General features: G+C 53.3%; 9 protein-coding genes and 5 pseudogenes. 8 read left to right on the top strand and 6 right to left on the bottom strand.

Going from position 1 to position 15,541, the window contains the following annotated elements:
* Together cdiA and cdiI are read left to right on the top strand one after the other, a co-directional pair.
* A pseudogene (gene cdiA, locus MUA00_RS00465) lies at positions 1 to 3,440 on the top strand (contact-dependent inhibition toxin CdiA); the annotation flags it as partial.
* 11 nt (positions 3,441 to 3,451) lie between these two features.
* On the top strand, positions 3,452 to 3,826 hold the full coding sequence (gene cdiI, locus MUA00_RS00460) for a ribonuclease toxin immunity protein CdiI (RefSeq protein WP_271121263.1): 375 nt from the start codon (positions 3,452 to 3,454) through the stop codon (positions 3,824 to 3,826).
* A gap of 234 nt (positions 3,827 to 4,060) precedes the next feature.
* Here the strand turns inward: cdiI and MUA00_RS00455 are convergent, their stop codons facing one another.
* Entirely contained in the window at positions 4,061 to 4,378 is a 318-nt protein-coding gene (locus tag MUA00_RS00455) for a SymE family type I addiction module toxin (RefSeq protein WP_271121262.1), read from the bottom strand.
* 30 nt (positions 4,379 to 4,408) lie between these two features.
* On the opposite strand from MUA00_RS00455, the pseudogene MUA00_RS21225 reads away from it, so the two are divergent.
* Positions 4,409 to 5,245 (top strand): annotated as a pseudogene (locus tag MUA00_RS21225) (VENN motif pre-toxin domain-containing protein); the annotation flags it as partial.
* Positions 5,246 to 5,542: 297 nt separating this feature from the next.
* Here the strand turns inward: MUA00_RS21225 and MUA00_RS00445 are convergent.
* Positions 5,543 to 6,144: pseudogene (locus tag MUA00_RS00445) on the bottom strand (transposase); the annotation flags it as partial.
* 234 nt (positions 6,145 to 6,378) lie between these two features.
* Entirely contained in the window at positions 6,379 to 7,914 is a 1,536-nt protein-coding gene (locus MUA00_RS00440; protein WP_271121261.1) for a SpoVR family protein, read from the bottom strand.
* 326 nt (positions 7,915 to 8,240) lie between these two features.
* On the opposite strand from MUA00_RS00440, the gene MUA00_RS00435 reads away from it, so the two are divergent.
* From MUA00_RS00435 to MUA00_RS21380, 3 genes and pseudogenes are all read left to right on the top strand, one after another.
* Positions 8,241 to 9,539, top strand: coding sequence for a D-amino acid dehydrogenase (locus MUA00_RS00435; protein ID WP_271121260.1), 1,299 nt, complete (start codon positions 8,241 to 8,243; stop codon positions 9,537 to 9,539).
* Positions 9,540 to 9,568: 29 nt separating this feature from the next.
* The gene (gene dadX / locus MUA00_RS00430) at positions 9,569 to 10,642 is read left to right on the top strand and encodes a catabolic alanine racemase DadX (RefSeq protein ID WP_271121259.1); all 1,074 of its coding nucleotides are present in this window, start codon (positions 9,569 to 9,571) and stop codon (positions 10,640 to 10,642) included.
* A gap of 33 nt (positions 10,643 to 10,675) precedes the next feature.
* Positions 10,676 to 10,753 (top strand): annotated as a pseudogene (locus MUA00_RS21380) (hypothetical protein); the annotation flags it as partial.
* On the opposite strand, the pseudogene MUA00_RS00425 reads toward MUA00_RS21380, so the two are convergent.
* Both MUA00_RS00425 and ldcA read right to left on the bottom strand, forming a co-directional pair.
* Positions 10,751 to 12,424, bottom strand: a pseudogene (locus tag MUA00_RS00425) (potassium/proton antiporter); the annotation flags it as partial. The pseudogenes MUA00_RS21380 and MUA00_RS00425 sit on opposite strands and share 3 nt — an antisense overlap.
* Before the next feature lie 82 nt (positions 12,425 to 12,506).
* Positions 12,507 to 13,418, bottom strand: coding sequence for a muramoyltetrapeptide carboxypeptidase (gene ldcA / locus MUA00_RS00420; protein WP_271121258.1), 912 nt, complete (start codon positions 13,416 to 13,418; stop codon positions 12,507 to 12,509).
* Between the two features lie 118 nt (positions 13,419 to 13,536).
* Between ldcA and emtA the strand changes: the two genes are divergently transcribed.
* Positions 13,537 to 14,145 (top strand): membrane-bound lytic murein transglycosylase EmtA, encoded by a 609-nt coding sequence (gene emtA, locus MUA00_RS00415; RefSeq protein ID WP_271121257.1) that lies wholly within the window; start codon positions 13,537 to 13,539, stop codon positions 14,143 to 14,145.
* Positions 14,146 to 14,158: 13 nt separating this feature from the next.
* On the opposite strand, the gene ycgR is transcribed toward emtA, so the two are convergent.
* Positions 14,159 to 14,890 (bottom strand): flagellar brake protein YcgR, encoded by a 732-nt coding sequence (ycgR, locus tag MUA00_RS00410; RefSeq protein ID WP_271121256.1) that lies wholly within the window; start codon positions 14,888 to 14,890, stop codon positions 14,159 to 14,161.
* Positions 14,891 to 15,131: 241 nt separating this feature from the next.
* Between ycgR and MUA00_RS00405 the strand changes: the two genes are divergently transcribed.
* The gene (locus tag MUA00_RS00405) at positions 15,132 to 15,383 is read left to right on the top strand and encodes a GlsB/YeaQ/YmgE family stress response membrane protein (RefSeq protein WP_271121255.1); all 252 of its coding nucleotides are present in this window, start codon (positions 15,132 to 15,134) and stop codon (positions 15,381 to 15,383) included.
* The last annotated feature ends 158 nt before the right edge of the window (positions 15,384 to 15,541 follow it).

Genomic DNA, 15,541 nt, shown 5'->3' with positions numbered 1-15,541 from the left:
CAGGCCGGGACATCAACAGCCAGGCGGCAGGCCTGGCCGCAGAAAACGATGTGGCGATGCAGGCGGGACGCGACGTGAACCTGCTGGCGCAGGAAACCACGGAAGGAAACAGCTACAAAGCGAAGAAGAAAGTCGAAATCAACGAGTCGGTGCGCCAGCAGGGCACGGAAATCGCCAGCGGCGGGGATACCACCATTATCGCCGGACGTGATGTGAACAACGAGGCCGCGCAGGTGACCGCCAGCGGCGATATCGGCGTGGGCGCGGGCCGGGATGTGAACCTGACCACCGCGACGGAAAGCGACTATCACTACAGGGAAGAGACAAAGACCAAAAAAGGGTTCCTCAAAAAAACCACTACGCACACTATCGACGAAGAGAGTGCGACGTACGAGAAAGGATCGTCCCTCAGCGGAAATAACGTCTCTGTCACTGCCGGAAATGATGTGATGGTGAAGGGATCTTCGATCATTGGTGATGGCGATATTGCCCTAAAAGCGGGTCATGATGTCAATGTCGTGGCCGCGACCGACGAGCAGTCTTCGTATCATCTGAAGGAGAAGAAAAAGAGTGGCCTGATGGGGAGCGGTGGTATTGGATTTACCATCGGAACTAACGCCACCCGTCACCAGGTTAACGAAGACGGCACCACACAGAGCCAGAGCGTCAGTACCATCGGCTCCACGGGCGGTAATGTCAGCATTATTGCGGACAGCAAAGCGCATATCAGTGGCGCAGATGTTATCGCGGCCAAAAATCTGAACGTGGTTGCCGGGGAAATTGCCGTTGACCCAGGCAATGACCTGCTTCGCCGTAAAGAAACGTATGAGCAAAAGAAAAGTGGCCTGACGCTGTCCGTCTCGTCTGCCATTACCGATGCGGCAATGGCGGCGAACAACGCCATCAAGCGTGGCAGCGAAGTGAGCGACGATCGTCTGAAGGCGCTTTATGGCGTAAAAGCCGCGCAGGATATGTGGGTTGCTGGCTCGGGTGCGGCTTCTGTGGCGGGTGGTGCTGCCGGAGGAGACATGAATGCCGTTCGCGTGGAATTGAATATCGGTTCCAGCAAAAGCACGTCCACTTCTGAACTGAAACAAAATGAAGTCCGCGGCAGTACCCTGACGGCGGGAGGCGACGTGAACATGGTCGCTACCGGGCAAAACGGCACCAGCGGCGATTTGCATATTACGGGCAGCGGCGTCACGGGGAATAACGTGACCTTGGTGGCACAGAACGACCTGTTGCTTGATGCAGCCTCTAACAATCGTGAGCAAAAAAGCTCAAACAACAGCAGCGGATGGGCTGCGGGTGTGCATGTCTCGGTCGGTAAGGAAACCGGGATTGGCGTTCAGGCGAGCGGCTATCAGTCTAAAGGTGGCGATGACGGGAAAACGACTGAGTATGTGAATACCCGCGTTAACGCCCGCGATGAGCTGAGCATGAGCAGCGGACGCGACACGGTCATTGCCGGTGCGCAGGCGCTGGGCGAGAAAATCGTCGCCGATGTGGGCCGCGACCTGTTGGTGAGCAGCCTTCAGGATACCGATGACTACACCAGCTGGCAGAAGGATGTCAGCGGCGGAGCCAGCTTCACGTTCGGCACCATGACGGGTTCTGCTTCACTCAATATCAGTAACAGCAAAACCAAAAGTGAGTATGCGAGCGTCGGCGAGCAGAGCGGCCTGTTTGCGGGGGATAAAGGTTTTGATATCACCGTCGGCAAGCATACGCAGCTGGATGGTGCCGTTATCGCCAGCACGGCGACGGCAGATAAAAATTCGCTGGATACGGGCACGCTCGGCTGGCGTGATATCAACAACAGCGCCGAATACAGCTCAGACACAAAAGGCATCATCGGTGGGTACGCAGGCGACAAGAACGGAAGCGGCGGTGGCGCAATCCCGATTATCGGCATCGGGGCGCATGATGATGCGTCGGGTACGACGCATTCTGCGATTGCAGACGGCACAATCACTATTCGTGACAAAGAAAATCAGCAGCAGGATGTGGCGGATCTGAGTCGCGACACGGATAACGCTAACGGCCATATCGACAAGATTTTCGACAAAGAAAAAGTCCAGGAGCAGCAGGAGCTGGCTGGCCTGTTCGGCCAGATGGCGAACCAGGCTGCGGGCGATGTCGGCGCTAAAATGGGCTGGGGTGAGTACAGCAAAGAGAAAGCCGCCATTCACGGCATCATTGGGGCGCTTCAGGCGAGCCTGGGCGGCGGTAATGCCCTGGCGGGCGGCGTGGCAGGCCTCAGCAGCGAAGCCTTCGGCAAAATGGTGATGGACTATCTGGGCAGCCACACCTCACTCGGCGAAAGTGAGAAAGGCGCAATTGTTCAGTGGGCCGCAGCGGTAAGCGGTGCCGCCGTCGGTGGAGTCATTGCCGGAACGAACGGGGCACAGTCGGGTGCGGCGGCCTCGGTGGATTCGGTGCGATATAACTACCTCAATCATAAAGAGGCCGAGCGTAAGAAGCAGGTTGAACATCAGCTTGAAAGTGGTGATTTAACTGCGGAAGAAAGACAGTCGCTCCAGCAGGAGCTGGTGGATATTAATGCGACTGATAAAGCGCGCGATCAGCAAATTCTGGATGTGTGTACTCAGGGCAATAAGAGCAGCGCAGGCTGCGGGCAACTGGTTGTACAAGCACAGAAAGCGTTGGAAGGATATGGCGACAGCGCGGCGGGCTACAGATTGTCTTACAAGGACATTTTCCCGCAGGACTACAGTAATGCCACTGCGATCATGGAAGGCCTTGATTCCGGTAGCATCACTCGCGATGCGGCAATTAAGGGGATAGTTGATAGCACCGGTAAGAAGTGGGATGAAGTCGCTAAAGCCTATGATGATGCAATGCAGACGCATGCAATTGTAAGCATCATTGCAGGGATGAAAGGGGTTGATTCTGTTGTCCCAAAAACAACTGTGGTTGAAACTGCTTCCGGCCAAAAAGTCACTATAAAAACAACAGGTAATGTCTCTGAGGTGACTTATCCTGATGGAATTAGTTTCAAAATAAACCAGCCAGCTCACCTTTCAACACTGGATGGGTATTCGCAGAAAAAAGGCATCAGCGGTGCGCACAATGCAGAGCAATTCTATGTAGCGGCAAAAGAATACAATGTAAAAATTGTTAGTGAAACGCCTACTGAGACTAAGGGGATAACTCAAGTGACTTATCAGATACCGTCCTATGATAGGGCCGGTAATGTGACGGGATACAAAGCTGCAGAATTACCTAAAACTATATATGATCCTAAGATTTTTACCGACAGCAAAATGCTGGAGTTAGGGCAGCAAGCAGCCGCCAAAGGCTATGAAGCAGCGATGAAGCAGGGGCTGCAAGCATATGACGCTCAAGCGGGCGGTGTTAATTTTAGAGTATATATTGACAAAACTACCGGTATGGTTAACAACTTCCATCCTCAGTGAAAGGTAAAAAAATGGACAAGGAACTATTCGGACAACCATACGACAATAGTGATCCATACTGGATTATTAAGTCTTACTTTGATCGAATGTACGGAAGTGGGTTATTTATTAAGGCGATTGGTTACATGGCCGAAAAAAATAGTTTTCATGTGGATGGTGCATACTGTAGCTTTCCTGATATGGACAGTTGCTATGACGAAGAACATTTCGAAGGAGTGGAGTTTGCATATGGATACCCTCCAGAAGATAACGATACAATCGTTGTTAGCGAAAGTATTTGCTATAAATATCTTGCAATTGCGTGCAACAAGTATTTGAAGTTACATCCAGAAGATAATTTAAAAGTCAATGCTATTTTAAAACATTCACTGATTCATGATGGTTAATTGGTAAGTAGCTTAAGACTTATTTACTCTGAGGAGAATCAGCATGTTTGTCCGGTGGAACTCCAGGGAAAACTGTGTTACCACAAAATTGGTCTGCGGATAAAGTTGTACATGAAATAGGTGATATAGCTACTTCACCTAATACTCAATGGTTCGCGCAGACTGGTACTGGCGGCTTGTATACAAATGCGGGCATGCCAGCGAGCCGGGATCTTTTTACCTGGTTACAAGCTGTTAGCCCCACTTCCCGGTAGTCGCCTTCTTCGCCGTGACCATCTCAATAAACTCAAGGATCTGCCGCTGCTTACGGCCTGAAAGCTTACAGACCTTCTTCAGCGTCTGCATGATCTCCGGCTCTGGCGGCGGTGGGGGTAATGGTTCCTGAGCGGTGAGCACCAGGCAGCCCGGCATCACGCGGATCTTCAGTGGTATACCGGTTGTAAACCCCGCATATTCCAGCCAGTAGCCCTTAAGCGTGATGGATGTTGCTGCGTTACCGGGACGCTCGGCTGGACGGATATCCACAATGAAGCGGACTACAAAACCAGCCACACCGGCATCAGCGTCTCCGGCGCATCGGGCATGTCAGCCAGCCAGATGGTGGCCGGGAATGCGATGGCGAATGCGGCGAATGCCTTAACGGGCATGTCCGGCAGTCAGGGGCATGCGGAAGGCACCACATCGTCGGCCATCAGCGGCGGCAGCATTGTTATCCGCGACAAGGACAAGCAGAAACAGGATGTGGCTGACCTCAGCCGTGATGTGGAAAACGCCAACGGCAGCATTGCGCCGATATTTGACAAGGAAAAAGAGCAGCAGCGCCTGAAGGAGGCGCAGGTCATCAGCCAGATTAGCGGACAGATGAGCAACATCGTCATGACGCTGGGTGAGACCGAAGCCATGAAGGCGGCCAGGGAGAAGCACGGTAACCTGAGCGATGCGGAGCTGCGCAACACTCAGGAATACAGAGATACCGTTAAGGGCTACGGCACGGGCAGTACGCCGCAGATGGTGGTGCAGGCCATTACGGGCTTGCTGGGCGGGCTGAATGCGGATAACTTCGGCCAGGCGCTGGCGGGCGGGCTTAATCCGGCTGTTGCTCAGCTTATCAAACAGACAACTGGTGATGATGATAAAGCAAACCTGATGGCGCATGCGGTGTGGGGTGCACTGGCAGCCCAGCTTGGCGGGAACAGTGCCGCAGCGGGAGCCGCAGGCGCGTTCAGCGGTGAGGCAGCAGCGCAGTACATCATCAACAACTACTACGGCGGGAAAACTGATAACCTGAGCGAGCAGGAGCGCCGGCAAATCAGCACGCTGGCGACGATTGCGGCGGGGATAGCCGGAGGCCTGAGCAGTAACAGTACGGAGGCAGCAGGCGCCGGTGCTGTGGCCGGGAAGAATGCGGTTGAGAATAATGCGCTGAGTGATAAGCCGAAGAAACCACCGATAAATATTATCGACATCAATCCAATGATGAAGGTAGGTGGGGTTGATGCAGATGGTGAGGTTAACCCAAATGGGATGTCTAAAGCCTCAATCCCTAAAGTGCCTCCTAAATTGCAGGCCCTTACGAATCCAGCACAAGGACCTGTGATTCCTCAAGGCTGGGTAAGTAAACCTGGCAGAACACCAGGGAGTACAATTTACTATCCGCCGAATACCGATCCCGGCAGTCCAGGAAGTACGTATATAAGGGTTATGCCCCCAGGGTCAATCAGGCGTCGCCAGTGGGGCCGGATTGCGCACCGGCAGACGTTGCTTTCCCTTACGACGAAAATTCAGTTTCAGCAGACAGTAAATCCGGTGCACGCGCTTATGATTCCAGGCGTGCCCCTGCCTGCGCATAACCTGAAACAGCTTCTTAAAACCGTATCGTGGGTAGCGTTCCGCCAGCTCAGTCAGTATCTGGATAACCGGTTCATCACGGCGGGTATCGGGCGGGTAAAAATATACCGTCCTGCTCAGCGATAACGTCCTGCATGCCTGGCGGATGCTCATGGCAAATTGTGCGGTCAGATAGCCAACAAGCTCACGCTTTATCGCTGGTTTTAAAGCTTTTTTTCGATGACATCTTTCAGAGCCCGGCATTCAAGACTGAGATCGGCAAACATTTGTTTGAGACGGCGGTTTTCGTCCTCAAGGTCTTTCATCTTTTTGATATCAGAGGCTTCCATCCCGCCATACTTTGCTTTCCAGTTGTAGTACGACACCTCCGATATTCCGGCTTCGCGGCAGACATCCTTGACCGTACGTCCGGCTTCAACAGACTTCAGAACGGCGATGATCTGGTGCTCAGTGAATCGGGCTTTACGCATGGCGATCTCCTCAGGGGGACATAATCAGTATGTCGGAAGATCTCTAAAAGTGAATGGTTCGTTTTACCGGGATACTTACAGCCCTATCAGAATGGGAAAATGAAGGACGTCCTGTGGACTGGCAAACTCGCTGGGAATCAGACTATAAATATGATGCTTCCGAACTGATCAATGAATTACTCAGGTTGTTGAAATAATTAAAGATCCCGGCCAATCGAGCCGGGATCTTTACTTCTAGATGCTGTTCATACGCGGCGGGCAACGATCGAGCAGCTCAACGCTTCCATCTTCGTTTTGTTGTTCCAGCATTACATCAAAGCCCCACAACCGGTGCACGTGCTTGAGCACTTCACGACGGCCTCGGTCAAGCGGCGCGCGGTTATGCGGGATGTAGCGCAGCGTCAGCGAACGGTCGCCACGCAAATCTACGTTCCACACCTGAATATTCGGCTCCAGATTGCTCAGATTATATTGAGCAGAAAGCTGCGCGCGAATTTCACGATAGCCTTCTTCGTTATGAATAGCCGAGATTTCCAGATAATTGTTGTGATCGTCATCCAGCACGGTAAATAACCGGAAATCACGCATCAGTTTTGGCGACAGGAACTGGCTGATAAAACTTTCATCTTTGAAGTCACGCATTGCGAAATGCAGCGTGTCCAGCCAGTCTGCGCCCGCAATATCCGGGAACCAGTATTTATCTTCCTCGGTAGGGTTCTGACAAATACGTTTGATGTCCTGGAACATCGCAAAGCCCAGCGCGTAAGGGTTAATGCCGTTATACCACGGGCTGTTATATGGCGGCTGGAACACCACATTGGTGTGGCTGTGCAGAAACTCCAGCATAAAGCGGTCCGTCACTTTCCCCTCATCGTACAGGTGGTTAAGAATGGTGTAGTGCCAGAACGTCGCCCAGCCCTCATTCATCACCTGGGTTTGCTTCTGAGGATAAAAATACTGGCTCACCTTGCGCACGATACGCAGGATTTCACGCTGCCAGGGCTCCAGCAGTGGCGCGTTTTTTTCCATAAAATAGAGCAGGTTTTCCTGCGGCTCGGAAGGATAACGGCGCGCTTCAGCGACGGTTTTTTCCTCTTCACGACGCGGCAGAGTACGCCACAACGTATTCACCTGACTTTGCAGATACTCTTCGCGGCTTTTCTGCCGCGCTTTCTCTTCCTGAAGCGAGATCTTTTGCGGACGTTTATAACGATCGACGCCGTAATTCATCAGCGCATGGCAGGAGTCCAGCAGCCGCTCAACCTCGTCCACGCCGTAGCGCTCTTCGCATTCGCTGATGTATTTACGGGCGAAAATCAGGTAGTCGATTATTGAACTGGCATCCGTCCAGCTACGAAACAGATAGTTGTTTTTAAAGAAAGAGTTGTGCCCGTAGCAGGCGTGCGCGATAACCAGCGCCTGCATGGTGATGGTATTTTCTTCCATCAGATAGGCGATACAAGGATTGGAGTTAATCACAATCTCGTAGGCCAGCCCCTGTTGCCCGTGCTTGTACAGCCGCTCGGTTTCAATGAATTTCTTACCAAAGGACCAGTGCGGGTAGTTTATCGGCATGCCGACGCTGGAGTAGGCGTCCATCATCTGCTCAGAGGTAATCACCTCTATCTGATGCGGATAAGTATCTAAACGGTATAGTTTTGCTACACGGTCTATCTCTTCGAGGTAGACATCCAGCAACTCGAACGTCCAGTCGGGTCCATCACTCAGACGTTTGGAATCCTTTGTGGCGGAAAGATCAACAGTAGCCATCAGCGCGCCCTCATTGTTGGCGGCTCTCTCTGAATGGAAAGCCTCAATCAAAAGGATAGAACACTCCTCAAACTTAGCGGTGACAAGAAAAATATTTTCCGCATGATTTCGTGATTTTTAGTCCCCATTTTTTTGGGCGTTTGCAGTATTTTATTCTGCGGCGAATCTCTTCCCTCGCAGGAGATCCTAATTATGCTGTGCCAGTGATAAAGGGCCAGGGTGTGAGGATGCTCACCATAATAAAGCCATATGTTGAATAACATTTTCATCTGGGTTATCAATTTGTAATCAGAAGATTATTCTTTTAGCTAAAGGGTGGGACGGATATGCGTGTTGTGGTGCTGGGAAGTGGGGTTGTCGGTGTCGCCAGCGCCTGGTATTTGCGCCAGGCAGGGCACGAAGTTACGGTAATCGAACGCGAAGCGGGTCCCGCGATGGAAACCAGCGCCGCCAATGCCGGGCAGATCTCTCCGGGATATGCCGCGCCCTGGGCGGCTCCCGGCGTGCCGCTGAAGGCAATTAAATGGATGTTTGAGCGCCATGCGCCGCTGGCTATTAGCCTTGACGGCACGCGCTTCCAGCTCAAGTGGATGCTGCAGATGCTGCGCAACTGCGATATGCGTCACTACATGGAAAACAAGGGCCGCATGGTGCGCCTGGCCGAATACAGCCGCGACTGCTTAAAAGAGCTGCGCCACAGCACCGGGATTCAGTATGAAGGGCGCCAGGGCGGCACATTGCAGCTCTTCCGTACTGCGCAGCAATATGAAAACGCATCAAAAGATATCGCCGTGCTCAAAGAAGCTGGCGTGCCTTATCAACTGCTGGAAGCCAGCCAGCTCGGGCAGGTTGAACCAGCGCTTGCGGAGGTCGCCCACAAACTCACCGGCGGCCTGCGCTTGCCCAATGATGAAACGGGTGATTGCCAACTCTTTACGCAGAATCTTGCACGCATGGCGGCAGAGGCTGGCGTTGAATTCCGCTTTAACACTTCGGTCGATCGTCTGCTTTACGAAGGGCAAAGTATTTACGGCGTGCAGTGCGGCAAAGAAGTGGTAAAAGCGGATGCTTATGTCGTGGCGTTTGGTTCTTACTCTACGGGACTTTTGAAAAATATCGTTGATATTCCTGTGTATCCGCTAAAAGGCTATTCGCTGACTATTCCTGTTGCCGACGAGCAGGGCGCGCCGGTTTCCACTATCCTCGATGAAACATACAAAATCGCCATTACCCGTTTTGATAACCGTATTCGGGTGGGCGGCATGGCAGAAATCGTCGGCTATAACACCGAGCTGCTGCAGCCGCGCCGCGAAACGCTGGAGATGGTGGTGCGCGATCTTTATCCGCGCGGCGGGCACGTTGAGCAGGCAACGTTCTGGGCCGGCCTGCGCCCGATGACGCCGGACGGTACGCCAATTGTTGGCCGCACGCCGTTCAAAAATCTGTGGCTCAATACCGGACACGGGACGCTGGGCTGGACTATGGCGTGTGGTTCCGGGCAAATGCTCAGCGATTTGATTTCCGGAAGAACCCCGGCCATCCCGTTTGACGATTTGTCCGTCGCGCGCTATTTACCGGGTTTTTCCCCTTCGGGTTCACAGCGATTACACAGCGCCCATAACTGATGTACCGATAACAAAAATAAGGAGTGGACATGTCTCGTCCCATTGTGGCAACGCTCGATCTCGGCGCGATGCGCAATAATCTGCAGGTGGTGCGTCAGGCGGCACCCCATTCCCGCGTCTGGTCTGTGGTAAAAGCGAACGCCTATGGCCACGGACTCGACAGGGTCTGGTCGACGTTGAGTACAACTGATGGCTTCGCGTTGCTCAATCTCGAAGAAGCCATTTTGCTGCGCGAGCGAGGCTGGAAAGGCCCGATTCTGATGCTTGAAGGTTTTTTCCACACCGATGAGCTACCTCTTTTCGATAAATATCGTCTCACCACCAGCCTGCACAGTAACTGGCAGGTGAAAGCGCTGGCCAACGCGCGGCTTAACGCGCCGCTTGATGTCTATCTGAAAATGAACAGCGGTATGAACCGCCTCGGCTTTACCGCCGATCGTGTCCATTCGATCTGGCGGCAACTGCGGGCGATAGCCAACGTCGGCCAGCTAACGCTGATGGCGCATTTTGCCGATGCCGAGCAGCCGGGGGGGATAGTTGAACCCTTAGCGCGCATTGAACAGGCGGCAGAAGGACTGGATTGCATGCGTTCGCTTTCGAACTCTGCCGCCACGATGTGGCACCCGGAGGCGCATTACGACTGGGTACGTCCGGGCATCATCCTTTACGGCGCATCGCCGAGCGGGCAGTGGCGTGATATCGCAAACAGCGGTCTGAAACCGGTGATGTCCCTGCGTAGTGAAATAATCGGCATTCAGAATCTGAAAGCCGGCGACACCGTGGGATACGGCAGCCGTTATCGCGCAACGGGCGAACAGCGTATCGGCATCGTAGCGGGCGGTTATGCGGACGGTTATCCGCGCCATGCGCCAGACGGCACGCCTGTTCATGTCGATGGCGTGCTAACGCGCACCGTTGGCACGGTTTCCATGGATATGCTGACGGTGGATTTAACGCCTTGCCCGCACGCCGGTATTGGCAGCCCGGTGGAACTGTGGGGGAATGAAGTTAAAATCGACGATGTTGCATCTGCTTCAGGAACGGTAGGCTACGAGTTGATGTGCGCCCTGGCGCCACGAGTGCCGGTTGTGCTGCAGGCTTAATAAGGTTTTCTCCCTCTCAAGGCGGAGAGGGAGATGTCAGCTTTACTCTTCTTCCTGCTCAGCCACGCGAACGCCAATTTTGCGCACCTGATTATTTTCTTTCTCGGCCACCGTCCAGATCATTCCTGCAAACTCAACCTGGTCGCCCACGACCGGTGCGCCGCCGAGCATACCGAGCACGAACTCGCCCAGGGTTTGCTGCGTGTTGACTGCCTCATCAAGATCCAGACCGTAAATCGTTGCGACATCCGAGAACTGCGCGTTGGCTTCAAGGATAAAGTCGCCGAAGAAGCGCTGGTCGAGAGCGACGGGAGGCGACTGGCTGAAAAGTTTACCCAGGGCTGGCAGGTCCCGTTCGCGGCCTATCACGCATAGCACGTCGCCTTCACGCAGCCGCGTACTGCCGGTTGGGTGCAGCAAAACATTGTCGCGGAACAGGGCGGCAATGCGCGTTTCTTCGGGCATATGCAGGTCGCGCAGGGCAGCGCCGACGCACCATTTGTCTTCGCTTAGTTGATAGACAAACTGCTCCCACGGGTTTTTCGGGTGGATATCCAGCCCGACGCGTGAAACAGGCCAGCCAATCGGGGGCACAACCACTTTGGCTTTTTTCGCCGCCCAGCTCAGGGAAGAACCCTGTAGCAGCAGCGAGACCAGCACCACGAAGAACGCAACGTTAAAGAACAGCCTTGCGTTATCGAGGCCGGCCATCATCGGGAAGACGGCAAGAATAATCGGCACTGCGCCGCGTAGCCCTACCCAACTGATGAAAATGCGTTCACGCCCGTTAAAACCCCGGAACGGCAGCAGGCCGATAACCACGGAGAGAGGACGGGCGAAGAAAATCATCCATGCGGAAAGCAGCAGAGCCGGAACGGCTATGGCTAACAGATCCGAAGGGTTAACCAGCAGGCCAAGCACCAGGAACATACCGATTTGCGCAAGCCACGCCAAGCCGTCGAAGGTTTGCAGAATACCGAAGCGGCTGCGGATCGGGCGATTGCCCAGCAGGAAACCACACAGATAAACGGCGAGGATACCGCTGCCGTTAAGGGCCGTGGTGATGCCGAACACCATGATCCCGCCGCTTAGCGCCAGCAGGGGATAAAGCCCCTGCGGCAGAGTAATGCGGTTAATCATTTGCAATAACAGATAGCCGCCGCCTAAGCCCAGCACTATGCCCAGGCCAAACTGCTGGAGGATATCTAACGCGAACGTCCAGCTCAGGCCGGTTTGCCCTTGCTCGATCATCGCAATAAGCGTGATGGTCAGAAATACCGCCATCGGATCGTTGCTGCCGGATTCGATTTCAAGCGTTGCGCCCACACGTTCGTTGAGCCCTTTGCCGCCCAGCAGTGAAAACACCGCCGCCGCGTCGGTAGAGCCGACGATTGCGCCAATAAGCAGGCCCTGAATTAAATCAAGATTGAATAACCATGCCGCGGCCACGCCCGTCAGGCCGGAGGTGATAAGCACGCCAACGGTCGCAAGGGAAAGCGCCGGGCCCAGGGCTACGCGAAATGAACTCGCCTGGGTGCGCATACCGCCATCGAGCAGGATCACAGCTAAAGCGAGGTTACTGACCAGATAGGCAAAAGGATAATTATCGAACGGGATACCACCCACGCCGTCAATGCCCGCCAGCATACCAATGGCGAGGAAGATTACGAGGATGGGAATACCAAGACGGGAAGAAAAAGAACTTAATAAGATGCTGCAAGTTACCAGTACGGAACCTAAAATAAACAGACTAATTATCGCACCCGCGTCCAAAATTATCATTCTCCTTTATAAGTGCCGCTGTGGTTGTTGCAAAAGATTAACACGGAAGCGGCTAACTAAACGTCCGAAAAGCAGGCTTTTTTCACCTGATAACGTTATGGCCGCTAATTGACAGCACGCTTTCATAGCCATTGTGCTTTAATTCGCCAAAAGCGCCGAGCGGCAAGGTGACCGTTTGCGGTTCGTGTCCGAACGGCAAGCCTGACAACACGGGGATAGAAAGCCTTTCCGAAAGCATTGCGCGCATTTCGTTAAAATCATAGCCCGCATCGTAGTCACTTACCGTCGCGCCATTAAAACTGCCAAGAATAAGCGCCTTTTGACGCCTTAATATTCCCGCATGATGAAGCTGCAATAACATGCGTTCGACGCGGAAAGGATGTTCATTGATATCCTCAACCACCAGAATGCCGCCGTCGATAGCGGGCAGCCACGGCGAACCGATAAGCGAAACCAGCATGGCGAGATTCCCACCCCAGATTGTGCCGCTAACTGAACAGGCGGGAGCCGTGTTTTGCCAGCTTAGGCTGAACCGGGATTGAGTGATTGCCTGCCAGAAATGTTGCCAGGTGTAGTCATCAAATTCTTCTGCGCCAAAATTACCGGCAAGCATCGGCCCGCTGAATGTGATGGCGCCGCACTGCGCCAGCAAAGCAAGCTGGATAGCGGTGAAATCGCTGTGGCCGCAAATCACGGGCGTACGCGCTCGTAGCGCATGACCCAAACGCGGGAAATCAATTTTTTCGAGCAAACGTGTTGCCCCATAGCCGCCGCGCACGGCGAGAACGATATCGCATTCGGGAGAAAGCGAGGCGAGCTGCTGGATTTCGGCCAAACGCTCTTCGTCGGTGCCGGCAAAACGCTGGAAACGCCTTGCGACCGCTTGCTGATTCTCAATTTGATATCCGGCCTCCTGGAGGCGCTTAATACCTCGCGCGGCCGCTGCCTGGTTAACACAATAGCCTGAAGGGGCAATCAAACGAATCAGAGACATGGCATTTCCTGGCTGTGGGTTAATTGGTTATGATGCCGCTATCGTGGACGGTTGTCACTCGCCCGGCGAGGTTGAAACGTCGTAATAACGAGCAAAGTGTTTAATAAGGATAGATTGCGTGAAAATAAGATGGCTGATTGTTTTGGTTCTGTTTCTGGCTGGTTGTTCCAGCCACACCGCTAAGCAACCGGAATGGGATCCGACAAAACCGGTCCAGCGCGCACTGACCTGGATGCCTATAACCGAACAGGCGGGAAAAGAGTGGGGCGTCAGCCCGCGAGTCATTACGGCTATTATTGCAGTGGAGTCCGGCGGCAACCCTGCGCTGGTCAGTAAATCCAACGCGGTTGGTCTGATGCAGATTAAAGCGTCGACGGCCGGTGCGGACGTTTATCGCCACCTGGGCTGGAGCGGACAGCCATCCACCAGCGAGCTGAAAGACCCGGCGCGTAATATCTCTATCGGTACGGCTTATCTCAGCATAATGGAGCACGGTATTCTCGCCGGGATTGAAGACCCGCAGACAATGCAGTACGCCTTGCTGGTATCTTATGCGAACGGGGCGGGAGCGCTGCTCAGAACGTTTTCCGCAGACCGCAAAAAAGCCATCAGCAAAATTAACGACCTGAGCCCTGACGAATTCTGGGAATATGTCGCGAAGAATCATCCTGCCGCTCAGGCGCCACGCTACCTGTATAAAGTATCGCGGGCCATGGAAGCGATGTAGCGCAAGAGTAATGTTATTTAACGCGGTCGGCCTTTTCCCGGGCTGACCGTTCGAGTGAGAAAATAATCCGTTGTAATTCTCGCTCAACCGCCGGGTTGACGTTCAAAAAGCGGAAGCTAAGACGCGGCGTGCTGATGGTCTGGTTTTTGTTGTCCACCACCGTGCGTTCTGAAAGCATCACTAGCTGCATATCAAAATAAAACTTGCCCCATTCCGCAAGATCGATTTCCACCTGCGCAAAACGCATGCCAACGCTAAGCCCCTCAGGTAGAGGCCCATCGACCAGAGCGCCCATACCGCCAAGCGATAAATCACACAGTCTGAAATCAAAAAGCGCGCCGTTCGGCAGTTTTGCGTGGCAGAAATAGAACGGATTGAGCGGGGCGCTTATGCGGAAATACTCTCGTCGCTGTACGAACCATAAAGTTGGCGGCAGCGGCGAACTAAATGCGGGTAAATTAAGGTAATTCATCGCATGCAGTTTGGGCAGCGTAAATTCCACTTTTGCTCCCTGAGTTTCTGCCGTGAACTGGATATCGGTCGCTTTCTGTGCCGCCAGGTTTTCCTGTGGCTGACTGCCAAAATCCATCACCAGTTGCGTAGGGGAAACGTCCAGAATCTTACTGATAAATTGTCCTGCGCTCCAGGTAAGGCGTACCGGGACCTGGTGCTTGTGGAGATCGCGTAATACCCCTAATACGGCGAGTGGAGTTTGTTTCAGAAACTGCTCGTTATAGTTACTCAAGGCCCTGGTCCTTGTGACGTTCTGAGATAGTGTTAAGCAAAGTTATCGGCAGGGGAAAAAGAAACTTAAGATAAATCTCAGCAAGTTAGCATGATATTTTCAGCAGTCTTCCAGTAAACTAGTGATGCTAATCACGTTTTTTTACGACTTGATTATACTTAGCGTACCGACAGTCGGATCCCTGCGTTACGCAGCGGCCCGGCTTTGTTACTACACACAATAATGAAGAGGACTTTCAAAAATGGGTATCATCGCCTGGATTGTATTCGGTTTAATCGCTGGTGTTATTGCAAAACTAATCATGCCTGGTAGAGATGGCGGCGGCTTTATTCTGACCTGTATTTTGGGCGTTGTCGGTGCCGTGGTGGGTGGATGGTTAGCGACATTTTTCCATATCGGCGGCAGCGTCACGGGCTTTAACCTGCCAAGCTTCCTGGTGGCGGTGGTCGGTGCAATCGTCGTGCTGGCGATTTTCCGTATGATTCGCCGTTAATCGTTTGAATTATCAAACGGCCCCTTTCGGGGTAATGCCGATCAGTTAAGGATCGGTTGACCGATCCTGTGGCTGTGTAAGAATCCGGAAATGCTCACCCGTTTCCGGATTTTTTTATGCATATTGGACAGGCTCTTGATCTCGTTTCACGCTACGAC

Origin of the sequence: Dryocola boscaweniae (genome assembly GCF_025215095.1) — a bacterium.
Classification (GTDB): domain Bacteria; phylum Pseudomonadota; class Gammaproteobacteria; order Enterobacterales; family Enterobacteriaceae; genus Dryocola; species Dryocola boscaweniae.
Note: the sequence above shows the minus strand (reverse complement) of the source record. Positions and strands in the feature narration are given on the sequence as shown.